The organism is Staphylococcus condimenti (genome assembly GCF_001618885.1).
Lineage (GTDB): Bacteria > Bacillota > Bacilli > Staphylococcales > Staphylococcaceae > Staphylococcus > Staphylococcus condimenti.
Genome location: NZ_CP015114.1, coordinates 1,023,818 through 1,038,634 on the forward strand (window position 1 = coordinate 1,023,818; position 14,817 = coordinate 1,038,634).

Here is a 14,817-nt window from a genome sequence, read left to right on the forward strand (position 1 = left end):
ATGGCAGTTCAAATCTTAGTTAATATGTTAATTGCTATATTTTGGCTCTTTGTGAATGACAGCTATACACTTAATAACTTTGTATTAGGTTTTGTTTTCGGCCTCTTACTCGTATATTTAATGCGTAAAATTTTACCAGGCCGTTTTTACATCATTACCCTCTATTATGTTGCAAAGCTTGGCTGTACGTTCTTAATTGAATTAATCAAAGCCAATATCGATGTTATTCGTATTGTGACGAAACCTCACATGGATAATGAACCTGCCTTTTTTGTCTATGACACAGACTTAAAACAACCATGGGAAGTTGTCTTATTGTGTACCATGATTACACTTACACCGGGAACTATCGTACTTGGGGTAAGTGATGACAATCGTAAAATTTATATTCACTGTTTAGATTTTAGTACGAAAGAGGAAGAAATAGAAGGTATTAAATCTTCCTTGGAAAAAGCTGTTAGAGAGGTGGGAGAATACTAATGTCTGCATTTAATATTGTTATTATTATTGCATTGATTATTGTTGCATTATCAATACTAGGAATGCTTGTCCGAGTTATTCTCGGGCCTTCTCTCGCAGACCGTGTCGTAGCACTTGATGCAATCGGTATTCAGTTAATGGCGATCGTTGCATTATTCAGTATTTTCTTAGATACCAAATATATGATTGTAACGATTCTTTTAATTGGTATTATCGCCTTTTTAGGAACAGCAGTATTCGCAAAATATATGCAGGAAGGCAAGGTGATTGAACATGATCGACACGATAATGATTAGTCTCTCACTTTTCTTTGTTATCGTTGGTGCACTCATCAGTGCCCTTTCTGCGCTTGGTATTTTAAGATTACGAGATGTTTATGGACGCGCACATGCTGCGGGTAAAGCTTCTACACTAGGTTCAATGAGTTTATTGTTAGGTGTTTTCTTATACTTTATAGGAAAAGATCATTATGTAAATCCGCAGCTTATTATCGGTATCTTGTTCATTTTATTAACAGGACCTTTATCAAGCCACTTAATTATCAGAGCTGCATATAAAATCAAAACACCTTATACGAAGAAAACAAAATTGGATGAAATAAACGAACCACAAGAAGAAAAACCTAAAGCCGCAAGTAAATAACTCTTAACACGAAGTCTTGAGTCAGCCTTTTAACAGGCTTTCTCAAGGCTTTTTTATTTTGGTTAAACTTGAGGCCCTACTTAAAATATGCTATATTAAATAAATCGAAACTATTACGATTTAAGAAGGTGACGCTATGTCTTGGACAATTATCGGCGGCGGCATTCACGCCGTTACCATAGCTATTAAATTACGCGCTGCAGGTCTTCCTGCTGATAAACTGACAATTATAGACCCTCACGATTCCTTATGTGAACAATTTGATGATTTCTCTTGTCGTATCGGTATGCCATTTTTACGCTCGCCGCATGTACATCACGTACACCCTGACCCATTCCATTTAAAACAATTCGCAAAAACAAATCAATATACCGGTGCCACGTATGGTAAATATCAACGACCGCAACGTGATATGTTTATGGATCATACTCACAAAATGCTGCATGAATTTGATTTAAACCAACGCCATATTAAAGATTTTGCTGTTAATGTTGATAAAGAAGATGGCAAGTGGAAAGTTGAAATGCAAAACCATAATCCTGTTTTCAGTGATAAGTTAGTTTTGGCTATTGGAAGCAATAATATTCCTCATATTCCAGAAATGTATCAAGCACATGAGGATGTTCATCACATTTTTGAAGATATAGAAATTCCGTATGAAACATCTTCACATGTGGTTGGAAGCGGTATTACTGCAGCTCATCTGACACTAAAGCTTATTGAAAAATCTCAGTCTTCCAAAGTACATCTATGGATGAATAAATCGATAGAAGTTTATGATTTCGATGCCGACCCAGGCTGGTTAGGTCCTAAAAATATGACACAATATAGAGAAATCGATTCGTCTAAAGAACGATTAAAAGTAATTGCACAAGAACGTCATAAAGGTTCAATGCCGAAAGAACTCTATTTACGCTTGAAAAAACACATGCAAGAAGGCGACTTAGAAATTCACGTGAATGAAATTCAAACTATACAAAAACATAAAATCATCACTGAACACGATGAATATCAGTATGACCATATATTACTTGCAACAGGCTTCAAGAATAACATTATGCAAATGCCTGTAATTAAGAATTTTGTAGAAAATATCAACGCACCTCTTACAGAAACAAAACACCCTTCTCTTACTGAAAACTTAGAGTGGGTACCAGGCGTCTTCGTATCGGGAGCATTAGCTGATATTGAACTTGGTCCTTTTGCGAGAAGTTTTGCAGGCGGTAGAGAATCAGCAAGCCGTATTGCTAAAATATTTAATGGTGAAGAAGAAAAAGTTTCCTAGATACAATATTTTCACCTCAATCATAACGAATAATATGAAAAATATTCGTCATTTAAATATATTAAAAAGAAAGGTTTCAAATGCTCAGAATAAGCATTTGAAACCTTTCTTTTATTTCTGATATTTATGAGATAATCAATGACGCTGCTTCAACATCATCGTACCGCGCATCACACTAATTAACTTGTCATTATCATCTATAATATTAATATTCCAGACTTGTGTTGTTCTTCCACCATGAATCAGTTCAGCAATAGCAAATACATTTCCTTCAATAGCAGAACGAATGTGATTCGTATTCATTTCTAATCCCACAGGTATAATTTTTTTAGTATCTACCATATGCGCAGCACCAACAGAACAAGCCGTCTCTCCTAACGCCATCGTAGCACCACCATGTAAGTATCCAAAGGGTTGCTTTACTTTGTCTGAAACAGGCATTTTCACCTTTGTATACCCTTCTCTGACTTCTAAAATTTCCATTTCTAGTGTTTCTAGTAAATTAGTCAAAATTGCAACACCTCTTTATTTATACTTACTCTTATAATATCATAGCTGCAATTGTGCCAAAGATTATTAATGGTATATTGTAGAACAAGAAGTTTGGAATACACGTATCACGAATATGATCATGCTGACCATCTACATCTAAACCGGCAGTCGGACCTAACGTAGAGTCGCTGGCTGGGGAGCCAGAGTCACCTAACGCAGCAGCTGTTCCTATTAAAGCAATTAATGCCATTGTACTCATGCCTAATTGCTCTCCTAACGGGATAAACAACGCTGCAATGATAGGAATTGTCGCAAAGGATGAACCTATGCCTAATGTAACAATTAATCCTATAATATACATCAAAATAATCGCAATCAGTTTATGATCACCTGTTACAGAAGCAATTCCTGTCACTAATGACTTCACATCACCAGTCGCGTTCATTACCCCAGCAAAGCCGTTGGCAGTTAAAATTACTACACCAATATACGCCATGATTTTAATACCTTCTGTGAATTCTTTATCCAAAACAAACCATTTATATGCTCTAGAAATAAAGAAAACCATCACTCCTGCAAGCGCCCCAAAAATCATAGATTCAGTGATTAATTGAACGATAAATGTTAGTAAAATCGCTACAATTGTTACTCCTAATACATAAGGTTGCAACTCTTTAGGTGCTTTATTATTTTGTTCTTCTTCATCACGATAGTGACGCGGTTTTCTATACACAATTAAACCTAAAACCAAACCTACAATATATCCTATTGAAGGTATCAATAAAGCTTTCCAAATCATATCGAACTCAATCGGATGGTGTGCTTTCGCAAACCCTGTTTGAATAATTTGGTGGAAAATTTGTCCAAATCCAAAAGGCATTAAAAAATACGGGAAACATAATCCAAATCCGATTACTAACGCGATTTGTCGTCTATCTATATTTAATTCATTAAACAAACTTAGTAACGGAGGTATAACGATTGGAATAAATGCAATATGTACAGGAATTAAGTTTTGACTGCTCATACTTAATAAAAGTAATGACACAATTAAAATCACTTTAATTGAGGAACGAGATACTTTGTTATTTTCCGCATGGATCATATTGATTACCTTGCCTACTAAGTAATCTGTAATGCCACTATAAGAAATAAGTGCAGCAAATCCTCCTAACAAGGCATAACTTAAAGCCACTTCTGCGCCATCAACAATATTATCAGTAAAAACTTTTATTACTTTTTCTACTGGCATACCTGCCACAACGCCGCCAACTAAACCGCTGACAAACAGACTTAAAACAACATTCAGTCTGCATAAACATAATATAATCATTAACACTACTGCTATTACAACTGCATTTAACATCCGCGCTTCTCCTTTACTACGTTATCGAACTAAAGCATTATGTTAGTATAATAACAATGGTAATTATAAAAGTCAATCCTCGAAATTTTTAAATTCTCAATAGTAAATTTGAAAAAAGCACTTGAATCTTATAATATTATATAAATTCAAGTGCTTTTTTATCTTATTTAGTTTCTCTTCTCAACCAATCTACAACACTTTGTATTAAATATCCTGTTGGACCTTTTGGTCCATTGTAATTGCTGCGGTTTGTTGTAGCTGGACCTGCTATATCAAAATGCAACTGTGGGATGTTGCCGCTGAAATGCATAACAAAAGCTGCAGCAAAAAGCGCTTTGCCCATGCCATTTGTATGGTTCACTAAATCAGCTACTTCACTTTTCTTAATCAATTGTTTTTCTGTTTCAGTTACAGGAAGCTCAAATGTCCATTCTCCGTTTTCTCCTGCAATTTTAATAATTTCTTCTAAAGGAGCCTCGTTATTATTTTTAAATACAGCAGCTTTGTCTTCACCTAATGCCGCAACAGCTGCACCCGTTAATGTCGCAAAATCTAAAATAACGCTCGGCTGATATTGTGATGCATGAAAAACTGCGTCGCCAAGTACTAAACGTCCTTCTGCATCAGTATTTAAAACTTCTACTGTCTCTCCATTTAATGCTGTAAAAACATCATCAGGTTTCATCGCTTCACCATTTATCATATTCTCAGCAGATGCAATTACACCCACAATATTTATAGGTAATGCTAAACGATGCGCAGCTTCAATCATTCCTAGCACATTGGCTGAACCACACATATCAAATTTCATCTCTTGCATACCTAATTTTGATTTTATAGAATAACCGCCTGAATCATAAGTGATACCTTTTCCTACTAATGCAATAGGAGCTGAGTCATCATCTGCTCCTTGATAAGTTAAAGTTATGAGTCTTGGACCGAATTCTGAACCTTTACCTACTGCATGAATTAATCCAAAACCTTCTGCTTGCAAAGTTTCAGCATCTTTAACCTCAACTTCAACTGATGTTTCTTCAAAATGCGCACTAATCATATCAGCGAAATATTCTGGCGTTAAAATATTAGGAGGCATATTACTGAAATCTCTCGCTAACTTGATTCCTTCACCAATAATTTCGCCATCTTTAATTGCTGTCACTTCATCTGCCTCTGCTCCATGAATTTTCAAATTCAAATGGTATGGAACTCTCTTATCAGTTTTATAATTATTGAAGTGATAAAGTGCTTTTTTAGCTTGTAAACTGAACAATTCTGCTATTTCTGTTTTTTCAATTGCTTTTGATGCAAATGATTGTAATAGCACATCCGCAGAAGTAATATGATCATTTTTCAGTCTTTGCAATAACTTTCCAAATACTTTCATCGTTCTTACTCGACTTAATTTTTTTAGATTGCCTAATCCTACAGTAATCAGTCGGACATCTAGACCGTTTTCATTAAAACGGGTAGAGCTGACTTTTCCAACCTCACTGCTTATGATATGTTGCTGCTTGTATGTATCTAACAATTCCGTCAGATTATGGCCTTGAAAAGTTAATGTTGGTAATTGGTTTAAATGGTCAGGTAAAGCTACAATCAATACCTCACTTGCCAATTCATCTTGTTCGTCAAATGTAATTTGTATAGGCATAGTTTTCTCCTCCGTTATAAAAAAAGGTTGGAACACTGTTTATATGCACAGTATTACCAACCTTTGTAATCTTTATCAATCTAATAAAAATAATACGCTTTTCAACGTGTTTTTTTTATTAAAATTTACCTTTTTTAAATGCTAAGCCGATACCGCCGATTTTGAAGATAGAACGTGTATCGATAACTTTTTTCATGAAGGCTGCTTTTTTACCAACAATATTTCTGCCATAAACAATACCAACACCATCATGTGCACCTAATGAACATACAGTTCCGCGGTTAACATAATTGAATGGTTCTTTAGGTTGACCATTTAAGATGTTTTTAATGTTTTTAGCAACACTTTCACCTTGTTGCATAGCAATCTGTGCAGTCGTTGGTAATGGACGTTCTTCGCCTTCAGGAATGTATGCTGATACATCACCGATAACGAATGTTTCATTGAAACCAGGAGCAGTTAAGTCTTGGTTTACAACTAAACGGCCACGTTTAACGCCTTCAAATGAGTTGTCCATGATTTTGCTTCCGCGAACACCTGCAGTCCAAACAGAAGTGTTAGCTTCTAATTGTTGTTCTTCGTCACCAACTTTAACTAAGAAACCTTTTTCATTAGCTCCGACGATTGGTGTACCGATTTTGAATTCAACACCGCGTTCTTCTAAGTAATTTACTGCGTAATTTACTAATTCATCGTCGAACATTGGTAACATTGTTGGCGCTGCTTCTACACAAGTGATTTTAACTTTGTCACGGTCTACGCCGTATTTATTTGATAATTCATCAACACGTGCTGTTAATTCACCTAAGAATTCAATTCCAGTGAATCCAGCTCCACCTACTAAGAATGCAAGATCTTTAGGATCTTTTTCTTTAGAAGATGCATAGTTCGCAAATTTATCTTCGATATGACGAGATAATTTACGTGCTGTATGGATATTTTCAATTTGGAATGCGTGATCTAACATACCTTTAATACCAAATGTTTCACTAACGAAACCTAAACCTACAACTAAAATATCGTAGTTGAAGCGACCATTGTTAGTTTCAACAACTTTAGCATTTGGATCAACTTTTACAACTTCACCTTTAAGGAATTTTACGCGTTCTTGATTAATAACGCTTTCGATTGGATAGATAATATCTTCATAATTCACAGTACCTGCTGAAGCTTCATGCAATAACACTGATTCATAGTGATAATCATCTTTATCGATTAAAGTGATTTCAGCTTCATCAGCCGGTAAAATCTTTTGTAATTTTGTAACAGTTTGCAAGCCTGCATAACCTGCCCCTAAAACAATAACTTTTTTTGTTTCAGCCATTTTATTCACCTATGCTTTCTTAAAAATTTGTAATAGAATACGCTTTCTTAATATACCCCATTTGATTGAAAAAAATGTCAAATAAAGACAAATGTCATTCCTCTTAATCTTATAATTATTCAATCACTTTTTCAAGGTAATAAGTAGAAAAGAAATCATAATTTCAGAATTTACTGATACCCTAATAACACTATTATGGTCATACTTCTCATAATTTTTAAAGTAAAAACCATATTAAATGAAAAAAGAGTTGAGTTGAAGCTTAAAAGCCCCCTACTCAACTCTTATATTATAGGTTGATTATTAACAATCTTCAGGGTTGCCGGCAACTTTAGCAGTACGGAATGAACTTCCGCAACCACATGATGCAATCGCATTTGGATTATCGATTTGGAAGCCTCCGCCCATCAATGATTGTTTGAAGTCTATTGTAGTTCCTTCTAATACAGGTTTATCGTAATTATCAACAAGTACTTTTAAACCATAATACTCGATAACTTCATCATTTTCCCCTGGTTCTTCTTCAGCTGTCATACCATAAGTTAAACCGGTACAACCGCCTCCGTTTACTTTAATTTTTAAATAGCCGTCTGGCATATCATTGCTTTCAAGCATACTTTTAACTTCGTATGCTGCTGCTTCAGTAAGAATTACTGTTGGCATATTTATTCCCTCCTAGTTCATTCTATATTGTCAAAAACTGAAACTAGAAAATCCAAGTTTCCTCTATATGCTTATAAATATTTTGCAATAAATCGTCTGGCGAATCACCTTCAACAATATCACCGTTGACAAGTGCATACAAGCCGCTTGAACAAACACCGCAATTTTGCAGGCATCCATATTCTAAGACGTCTACACCGGGGTCTTGATCAAGTTTGTTGTACACATAGTCTCCGCCTTTTGCCATGTTTGAAATGCAAAATTCTACTATTGGATTCATTATTGAACTCCTCTTATAGTTTTGAGTGCCATTATTATAACATATTTACTACTGAATCTCTTGAGTACAGATTGAAATTCTTTATCAAAAAAAGATTGTTTGTCTGGCAGATTAAAAAAGATTATAATAAATGAAAGCATATTTTTTAAAATAAGCAGAAAATGACGTTGGTTACATTCTGGCAAAGTTTCAGTCATCAAGTAGTGATGCAACGTTATATAAACTTGATAAGAGGGGTTATCGGAATGAAGAATTTAGTATTGTTAGGTGGCGGCTATGGTAATATGCGAATCCTTTCGCACATCTTGCCAGATAAATTACCTGAAGATTACACTATCACTTTGATTGATCGTATGCCTTATCATGGTTTGAAACCAGAATACTACGCTCTGGCAGCTGGTACTAAATCAGACAAAGATGTACGATTAAAGTTTCCGGAATCTGAGAAGCTTAATATTGTTTACGGGGATATCTCAGCAATTGATTTAGATGAACAAATCGTTTCTGTCGGAGACACTAAAGTAGATTATGATGAACTCGTTATCGGGTTGGGGTGTGAGGATAAATATCATAATGTACCTGGCGCTGAAGAATATACTTACAGTATTCAAACATTGGCAAAATCACGTAAAACCTATCATACAATCAGCGACTTGCCAACTGGTTCTAAAGTGGCAATTGTGGGGGCTGGTTTAAGTGGTATCGAACTTGCAAGTGAGCTTCGTGAAAGTCGTTCTGATCTAGACATTAGACTTTATGATCGCGGAGAACGTATTCTTGCACGTTTCCCTGAGAAACTAAGTCATTACATTGAAAAATGGTTTAAGAAAAACAACGTCACTGTTATACCAAACTCAAACATCAATAAAGTAGAACCTGGCGTAATCTATAACCATGATGAGCCTGAAGAAGTTGATATCGTTGTATGGACTGCTGGTATTCATCCAGTTTCAGTAGTCAGAAACTTGCCAGTTGATGTAAGTAAAAACGGCCAAGTTATTGTCAATCAATATCACCAAATCCCTACATATCAAAATGTGTATGTAGTAGGTGATTGCGCAAATCTTCCTCACGCACCAAGTGCACAACTTGCTGAAATACAAGGAGATCAAATTGCAGATGTAATGACAAAACAATGGAAAAATGAGGCACTCCCAGATAAAATGCCAGAATTGAAAATCCAAGGATTCTTTGGTTCATTAGGTGATAAAAAAGGTTTCGCGTATGTATTAGATCGTCCGCTTACCGGCCGTATTGCTTCAATTATGAAATCAGGTATTTTATGGTTATATAAATATCATAATGGATAGAATTAATGATCATTAAAAGTCAGGATGGAAATCCTGGCTTTTGTTATACCAATTATAATTTGAGATGTAAAATCGGATAACCTCTTCCTTGGTCGTCTTTTTGAGACTCACCAAATATTTCAAAACCATTTTTAACATAAAATTTAATAGCCTTTTGGTTATCTTTATTGACGTCGACGTATTGTATTTTATTTTCTTGTATGAGGTATTGTACTATTTCTGTACCATATCCATTATTGAAATATTTAGGTCTAATAAATAACATTTCTAAATTTTGATTGTTAGTTCCTGAAAAACCAATAATTTCTTGGTCGTTGAACCATAAATATACTTCAACCATTTTAAAGTAATTCGGTATATCATTTTTCAATTCTAATCTATCTTTCTCTTTTAAAAAATCATGTGTAGCAATGACAGATTCTTCCCATATTTCTAATGCTTTAGAATAATCTTTTTCTTGAAGTTTTCTTTTGGATAATGTCATATTTTAACTCCTCTTCATTTTCACTTGGAAATTTTCAAAGAAACAAAGGCAACTTAATATAAGTCGCCCTTTTGTTTTTATCTTACATATTTAATTTTCAAAATGTTCGTCCACAAATCGAGTAATCTGCTTTGATTGAATGAATCCATCAGCTACTAGCATATCATCCATTGTAACTAATGGATAAAAAAGCTCATCATTTTCCAACTGTTCAATATATTGCTGATCATGGTCTGATAAGTTTTCAGTATCTTTTTGAAAATCTATATACGTATATTCAAAATTAATATCTGAATATTTACGTTTTAATAATGCTTGCAGCCAATCAAATGTATCTTTAGATGTTGGTGCATTTACACAGCTCGCACACACCACATCAGCCCCATAAACCACTACACTTACTTTAGTCATTTGGCGTCCCTCCATAGATTTTTTTGTCTTTATCTATTATAATAAATGAACAAGCAGAAAAATGAAATTATATACTTGGAAGGAGATATATCCATGCCAACTGAAAATACAACAATGTTTGATCAAGTAGCAGTTGTTATCGAACGTTTACGCCCGTTCTTATTACGAGATGGCGGCGATTGCACATTGATTGATGTCGAAGACGGTATTGTTAAATTACAACTTCACGGTGCATGTAATACATGCCCTAGTTCAACAATCACTTTAAAAGCAGGTATCGAGCGTGCATTGCTTGAAGAAGTACCAGGTGTTGTTGAAGTAGAACAAGTATTCTAGACCATTAAGATATAAATCGCTTTAAGAGAAGCTAAGCTGATAATTCAGCTGATGCTTCTTTTTATTTTTGTGCATACTTTTTTATAATATTACTGAGCATTTCTGCAGCATCTTTTTTGCCCACTAAATTATCATAATAAGCCGTAAATCTTTCATCTTCTACATAAAGCTCTGCCATTGCATAATGATATGTTTCATTATACTGTCCACTCATTAATTTCAACCACTTAGCATGTGCATCAAACACTTCTTTTTCAGTGTCGCTAATGTCATTTTCGTGATTTTGTTCAGATAATTTTTGTAGTCCTTTTTTCACTAATGACTCACACTCTTCTGCTTGATGATATTCTAATTGAGAGAGTTGACTCCAATGTTTTTCTGTATTTTCCAATGCATCGCGGCCGTATTTTTCAATAACTTCTTGCCCGTATTTTTCATTATTATCTTTTATTTTTTCTAATTTAAATGCTTCAAATTTTTTTCTATCTGCCATTTGTTTTCCCTCCTTTTTATTTTCTATAGTTATATCAATTAGTTGTATCACTGCAGCTAATTCAGATTGCTTTTTAACTAATTTCTCTTTGTGCTGTACCAACACATGTGTCAAATCCGCTTCATTACTTTGTAGTAATTCCTTAATTTCTGGAAGCGGCACCTCCAATTTTCTTAAAAACATAATGACTTGCAGAACATCTAAGTCTTCTGAAAAATATATTCGATATTTATTTTCAGCTGTTCGATGTGCTTTTAACAGCTCTATTTCATCATAGTAACGCAACGTACGAGTGCTTAACCCTGTCATTTCTGAAACCTCACTGATTGAATATTTCAAATTACCACCTCCTATATTCTCATCTTAAAGTTTAACGTTACGTGAAGGTCAAGCAGCAAATTATAATTTTTTATAATTAAAAGCAGGCTGTTTTCACAACCTGCTTTATTAACGGTATATTTTTTCTTACTTCAAATCCTTTTTAAATCCAAAATACGTTTCATTTAAAGGTTCTCCAAACATGAATTTACCGTATAAAATTTTATCTTTATTAATATCTTGCATTGACGCAGAAAATGCAATTTTACCTTTAAATACTTGGTCTTTTTGGAGTTTGACTAATGCTACGATGTCTTGTACATTATTATAATCTTTGTTAACCGATTTCCCATCTATCTTACCTTTAATACTTACGATTTTTATACCTACATCTTCATTATCAACAAATAAATGCAGAAGTTGATCTAAATTAATTTCTTCACTAATTTTATTTTTGTATTCAAAATCAACTTCAACAACACCGCCATTAATATCATTTGAATAATTATCTTCTGCTAATCTGTCATCTGGATTATCAGGATTACCAATTCCAATAGCCCCGCCATCGTATTCTTTGGCATTATACAAATGTTTTGCTAAAAGTTCATCTTTAGTGTAAGTCTTATAACCATTTAATTTAAAATGCAAAGCTGCGTTGTCTAATTCATCCCCCTTTAAAATTAAGTTCACTTTGTTTTGAACCGATTCAGGATTATCTTCAAATCTTACTGATTCTGGTTTTTCTAAATATTCCGCGCCTTTTGTTTTTTCTACTAGTTTCTTTTCAATATCAACTGCTTTATCACTATCAACATAATATTGTCCGTCGCTCTTCTCAACATCACTTTTACTAAAATAGTTTTTATACGGTAATTTGTTATATTCTGCTGTGCTTATACCTTTATCATTGGATTCACTTTGTGGTTTTTCCGACTTATCACTATCACTTTTTCCACAACCAGCTAAAATAATACCCCCTGCTAATAATAAACAATTCAATTTTGCTAATTTCATAGATGATCAACCCTTTACTTATTATTATATAATTAAGTATAATGCGACTTAAAAAAATAAGTAAATAGCTTTAGCTGAAAAAAATCTAAGAAAATTTTATAAAAATAGAAACTCGAACTGTCAAAACAGCACGAGTTTCAAAATTCAATCTAATTTCAGTGTAAATGCATTGATGGCTACAATTATAGTACTGAGTGACATTAGAATTGCTCCTACTGCAGGTGATAATATCAAACCTGCGAACGCTAAAACACCAGCTGCTAGAGGAACAGCAATAATATTATAACCAGCACCCCACCAAAGGTTTTGGACCATTTTACGCATTGTATTTTTAGATAGCGTAAGGAAATGAATAATATCAATAGGATTACTTTTCACAATGATAATGTCAGCAGAATCTATTGCAACATCCGTGCCTGCTCCGATTGCTGCACCAATATCTGCTCTAACTAGACTTGGCGCATCATTAATACCGTCTCCTACCATCATAACTTTACTGCCGTCTTTTTGATAATTTTGTATAATTATTTCTTTATCTTCTGGTAATAATTCAGAATGAACATGTTTAATTCCTAATTCTTTTGCAACATTCTCTGCCGCTTCTTTATTATCCCCAGTCAGCATCACAGGCGTAATCTGTCTCTCTATTAAATCTGAAACCATTTGTTTGGAACTTTCTTTGATTTGATCACCTTGAGCAATAAAACCAACAACTGAATTGCCTTCAATCAAATAACTAATTGAGTTGCCTTTTTGTGCCCATTGAGTAAATAGTGACACATCATATTTAAATTGATGCTTTTTCAAATATGATGCGTTAACTATCTTAATACTTTTTCCATTCACTTTTCCTTCTAGTCCAACACCTGAAATCGTATGAACATCTTCTGGATTTTCAAATTTAATATCTTTAGATTTTGCATATTCAATTATTCCACGCGCTAATGGATGATTAGAAGCACTTTCTAATGATGCAAACAATTGCAATACTTCATCGTCTGTTAATTGACTATCCAAACTTTCATAATGGTTAACTGTAAAAACGCCCTTCGTTAAAGTACCTGTTTTGTCCATCATGACATAGTTTAAATGCTGTGCTATCTCTACAGCTTCCCTATTTTTAATAATTAGACCATTGTTTGCACCAATTGAAGTAGAACGTGCGGTAACTAACGGTATAGCTAAACCCAATGCATGCGGACATGCTATGACCAATGCTGTTACCAATCTCTCAAGTGCAAAATCTATATTATGCGTAATTAAAATCCATACTATAAATGCAATCAGACCAGCAGTTAACGCAAAATAAAAGAGATATCCTGCAACTTTATCAGATAAAAGTTCTGCCCGAGACTTATCATCTTGTGCTTGATTCACCATATCCATCACTTGTGACAAATAACCTTGACCACTTGCAGCAGAAACTTTCACTTGAATAGTTCCTGAACCATTAATCGCACCGCCAATGACCTTGTCATCAACATGTTTTGGAACTTTCTTAGATTCGCCAGTTACCAACGACTCGTCTACATCAGTATTTCCTTTAATGATAATACCGTCAGCGGGTATACTGTCTCCTGATTTGACTTCAATAATGTCCCCATCTTTTATATCAGAAGTTTGAATTGTTTCATGGTTGCCATCTTTATCAACTTTAATTGCTTTCTTAGGCAACAATTCTGCCATTTTTTCTAAAGCATTACCTGCATTGCCAACAGCATTCATCTCAATCCAATGACCTAACAACATGATAATAATTAAAGTTGCCAGCTCCCAGAAAAAATCCATGGCATGAGAGGAAGTATTACTAAAATGATTAAGATAGAATGCATAGAGGCTATATACATATGCAACAGTTATACCTAATGTAATAAGTGTCATCATACCCGGTTTTTTATCTTTCAACTCATCTTTAGCTCCCGATAAGAAAGGTTGGCCACCATAAACGAATAGTATAGTAGCAAGTATTAATACAATCCAATCAGAACCTTTAAATGTGAACTGGAACGGTAAATGCAAACCCATCATTGGAGATAATATAATTATAGGCAGCGCAAATATCAGAGAAATAAAAAATTTCTTTTTAAAATCACCATGATGATGGTGGCCCATATGATTTTGGTGATGCATATCATGATGATTGTGCATATGAGAACTTTCATGCGTATGGCTTAAGTTATGGTTTTGGGCCATATTCAAAACTCCTTTCTCACTTTTTCGTGATTATCTTTAAGTACCCATGAAACAAAAAATAACATTCACTATTTT

Annotated in this window: 17 protein-coding genes; 6 read left to right on the top strand and 11 right to left on the bottom strand. The window is 34.2% G+C overall.

Annotated elements, in window-relative coordinates:
- From A4G25_RS05165 to A4G25_RS05180, 4 genes are all read left to right on the top strand, one after another.
- A complete protein-coding gene (locus A4G25_RS05165; RefSeq protein ID WP_047132910.1) occupies positions 1-480 on the top strand; it encodes a Na+/H+ antiporter subunit E in 480 nt (159 codons plus the stop codon).
- Positions 480-776: a Na(+)/H(+) antiporter subunit F1 gene (locus tag A4G25_RS05170; protein WP_047132909.1), complete on the top strand. Its 297-nt coding sequence runs from the start codon at positions 480-482 to the stop codon at positions 774-776. The genes A4G25_RS05165 and A4G25_RS05170 overlap by 1 nt, the downstream gene beginning before the upstream one ends.
- Positions 754-1,122: a Na+/H+ antiporter subunit G1 gene (locus A4G25_RS05175; RefSeq protein ID WP_047132908.1), complete on the top strand. Its 369-nt coding sequence runs from the start codon at positions 754-756 to the stop codon at positions 1,120-1,122. The genes A4G25_RS05170 and A4G25_RS05175 overlap by 23 nt, the downstream gene beginning before the upstream one ends.
- Before the next feature lie 136 nt (positions 1,123-1,258).
- Entirely contained in the window at positions 1,259-2,407 is a 1,149-nt protein-coding gene (locus A4G25_RS05180) for an NAD(P)-binding domain-containing protein (RefSeq protein ID WP_047132907.1), read from the top strand.
- 135 nt (positions 2,408-2,542) lie between these two features.
- Here the strand turns inward: A4G25_RS05180 and A4G25_RS05185 are convergent, their stop codons facing one another.
- The 6 genes from A4G25_RS05185 to A4G25_RS05210 form a co-directional block, all read right to left on the bottom strand.
- Positions 2,543-2,917: a PaaI family thioesterase gene (locus tag A4G25_RS05185; RefSeq protein WP_047132906.1), complete on the bottom strand. Its 375-nt coding sequence runs from the start codon at positions 2,915-2,917 to the stop codon at positions 2,543-2,545.
- Between the two features lie 31 nt (positions 2,918-2,948).
- Positions 2,949-4,265, bottom strand: a complete 1,317-nt coding sequence (locus tag A4G25_RS05190; protein WP_047132905.1) for a Na+/H+ antiporter family protein — start codon at positions 4,263-4,265, stop codon at positions 2,949-2,951.
- A gap of 163 nt (positions 4,266-4,428) precedes the next feature.
- On the bottom strand, positions 4,429-5,916 hold the full coding sequence (locus tag A4G25_RS05195; protein ID WP_047132904.1) for a M17 family metallopeptidase: 1,488 nt from the start codon (positions 5,914-5,916) through the stop codon (positions 4,429-4,431).
- Between the two features lie 118 nt (positions 5,917-6,034).
- Positions 6,035-7,240, bottom strand: a complete 1,206-nt coding sequence (locus tag A4G25_RS05200) for an NAD(P)/FAD-dependent oxidoreductase (protein WP_047132903.1) — start codon at positions 7,238-7,240, stop codon at positions 6,035-6,037.
- Between the two features lie 303 nt (positions 7,241-7,543).
- Positions 7,544-7,903, bottom strand: coding sequence for a HesB/IscA family protein (locus tag A4G25_RS05205; RefSeq protein WP_015899803.1), 360 nt, complete (start codon positions 7,901-7,903; stop codon positions 7,544-7,546).
- Between the two features lie 43 nt (positions 7,904-7,946).
- A complete protein-coding gene (locus tag A4G25_RS05210) occupies positions 7,947-8,183 on the bottom strand; it encodes a YuzB family protein (RefSeq protein ID WP_015899802.1) in 237 nt (78 codons plus the stop codon).
- 245 nt (positions 8,184-8,428) lie between these two features.
- Here A4G25_RS05210 and A4G25_RS05215 point away from each other — a divergent pair, with 245 nt between their 5' ends.
- Complete coding sequence (locus A4G25_RS05215) at positions 8,429-9,493, top strand: NAD(P)/FAD-dependent oxidoreductase (protein WP_047132902.1); 1,065 nt, start codon at positions 8,429-8,431, stop codon at positions 9,491-9,493.
- A 52-nt stretch (positions 9,494-9,545) separates the two neighbouring features.
- Here the strand turns inward: A4G25_RS05215 and A4G25_RS05220 are convergent, their stop codons facing one another.
- Complete coding sequence (locus tag A4G25_RS05220) at positions 9,546-9,977, bottom strand: GNAT family N-acetyltransferase (protein WP_047132901.1); 432 nt, start codon at positions 9,975-9,977, stop codon at positions 9,546-9,548.
- Between the two features lie 90 nt (positions 9,978-10,067).
- Positions 10,068-10,388, bottom strand: a complete 321-nt coding sequence (locus tag A4G25_RS05225) for a YuzD family protein (protein ID WP_047132900.1) — start codon at positions 10,386-10,388, stop codon at positions 10,068-10,070.
- 93 nt (positions 10,389-10,481) lie between these two features.
- Between A4G25_RS05225 and A4G25_RS05230 the strand changes: the two genes are divergently transcribed.
- A complete protein-coding gene (locus A4G25_RS05230; RefSeq protein WP_002481635.1) occupies positions 10,482-10,724 on the top strand; it encodes a NifU family protein in 243 nt (80 codons plus the stop codon).
- 61 nt (positions 10,725-10,785) lie between these two features.
- On the opposite strand, the gene A4G25_RS05235 is transcribed toward A4G25_RS05230, so the two are convergent.
- The 3 genes from A4G25_RS05235 to A4G25_RS05245 all read right to left on the bottom strand — a co-directional run bounded on the left by A4G25_RS05235 (position 10,786) and on the right by A4G25_RS05245 (position 14,742).
- Positions 10,786-11,556 carry a MerR family transcriptional regulator gene (locus A4G25_RS05235; protein ID WP_047132899.1) on the bottom strand — a complete coding sequence of 257 codons (771 nt, stop codon included), beginning with the start codon at positions 11,554-11,556 and terminating at the stop codon, positions 10,786-10,788.
- Between the two features lie 126 nt (positions 11,557-11,682).
- Complete coding sequence (locus A4G25_RS05240; protein ID WP_047132898.1) at positions 11,683-12,549, bottom strand: hypothetical protein; 867 nt, start codon at positions 12,547-12,549, stop codon at positions 11,683-11,685.
- A 144-nt stretch (positions 12,550-12,693) separates the two neighbouring features.
- The gene (locus A4G25_RS05245) at positions 12,694-14,742 is read right to left on the bottom strand and encodes a heavy metal translocating P-type ATPase (protein ID WP_047132897.1); all 2,049 of its coding nucleotides are present in this window, start codon (positions 14,740-14,742) and stop codon (positions 12,694-12,696) included.
- Between the last annotated feature and the right edge of the window lie 75 nt (positions 14,743-14,817).

Coding starts and splice junctions, on each gene's coding strand:
- A4G25_RS05245 (WP_047132897.1), bottom strand. CDS start 14,742: ATGGCCCAAAACCATAACTTAAGCCATACGCATGAAAGTTCTCATATG.
- A4G25_RS05205 (WP_015899803.1), bottom strand. CDS start 7,903: ATGCCAACAGTAATTCTTACTGAAGCAGCAGCATACGAAGTTAAAAGT.
- A4G25_RS05225 (WP_047132900.1), bottom strand. CDS start 10,388: ATGACTAAAGTAAGTGTAGTGGTTTATGGGGCTGATGTGGTGTGTGCG.
- A4G25_RS05230 (WP_002481635.1), top strand. CDS start 10,482: ATGCCAACTGAAAATACAACAATGTTTGATCAAGTAGCAGTTGTTATC.
- A4G25_RS05170 (WP_047132909.1), top strand. CDS start 480: ATGTCTGCATTTAATATTGTTATTATTATTGCATTGATTATTGTTGCA.
- A4G25_RS05200 (WP_047132903.1), bottom strand. CDS start 7,240: ATGGCTGAAACAAAAAAAGTTATTGTTTTAGGGGCAGGTTATGCAGGC.
- A4G25_RS05215 (WP_047132902.1), top strand. CDS start 8,429: ATGAAGAATTTAGTATTGTTAGGTGGCGGCTATGGTAATATGCGAATC.
- A4G25_RS05190 (WP_047132905.1), bottom strand. CDS start 4,265: ATGTTAAATGCAGTTGTAATAGCAGTAGTGTTAATGATTATATTATGT.
- A4G25_RS05195 (WP_047132904.1), bottom strand. CDS start 5,916: ATGCCTATACAAATTACATTTGACGAACAAGATGAATTGGCAAGTGAG.
- A4G25_RS05180 (WP_047132907.1), top strand. CDS start 1,259: ATGTCTTGGACAATTATCGGCGGCGGCATTCACGCCGTTACCATAGCT.
- A4G25_RS05210 (WP_015899802.1), bottom strand. CDS start 8,183: ATGAATCCAATAGTAGAATTTTGCATTTCAAACATGGCAAAAGGCGGA.
- A4G25_RS05220 (WP_047132901.1), bottom strand. CDS start 9,977: ATGACATTATCCAAAAGAAAACTTCAAGAAAAAGATTATTCTAAAGCA.
- A4G25_RS05240 (WP_047132898.1), bottom strand. CDS start 12,549: ATGAAATTAGCAAAATTGAATTGTTTATTATTAGCAGGGGGTATTATT.
- A4G25_RS05175 (WP_047132908.1), top strand. CDS start 754: ATGATCGACACGATAATGATTAGTCTCTCACTTTTCTTTGTTATCGTT.
- A4G25_RS05165 (WP_047132910.1), top strand. CDS start 1: ATGGCAGTTCAAATCTTAGTTAATATGTTAATTGCTATATTTTGGCTC.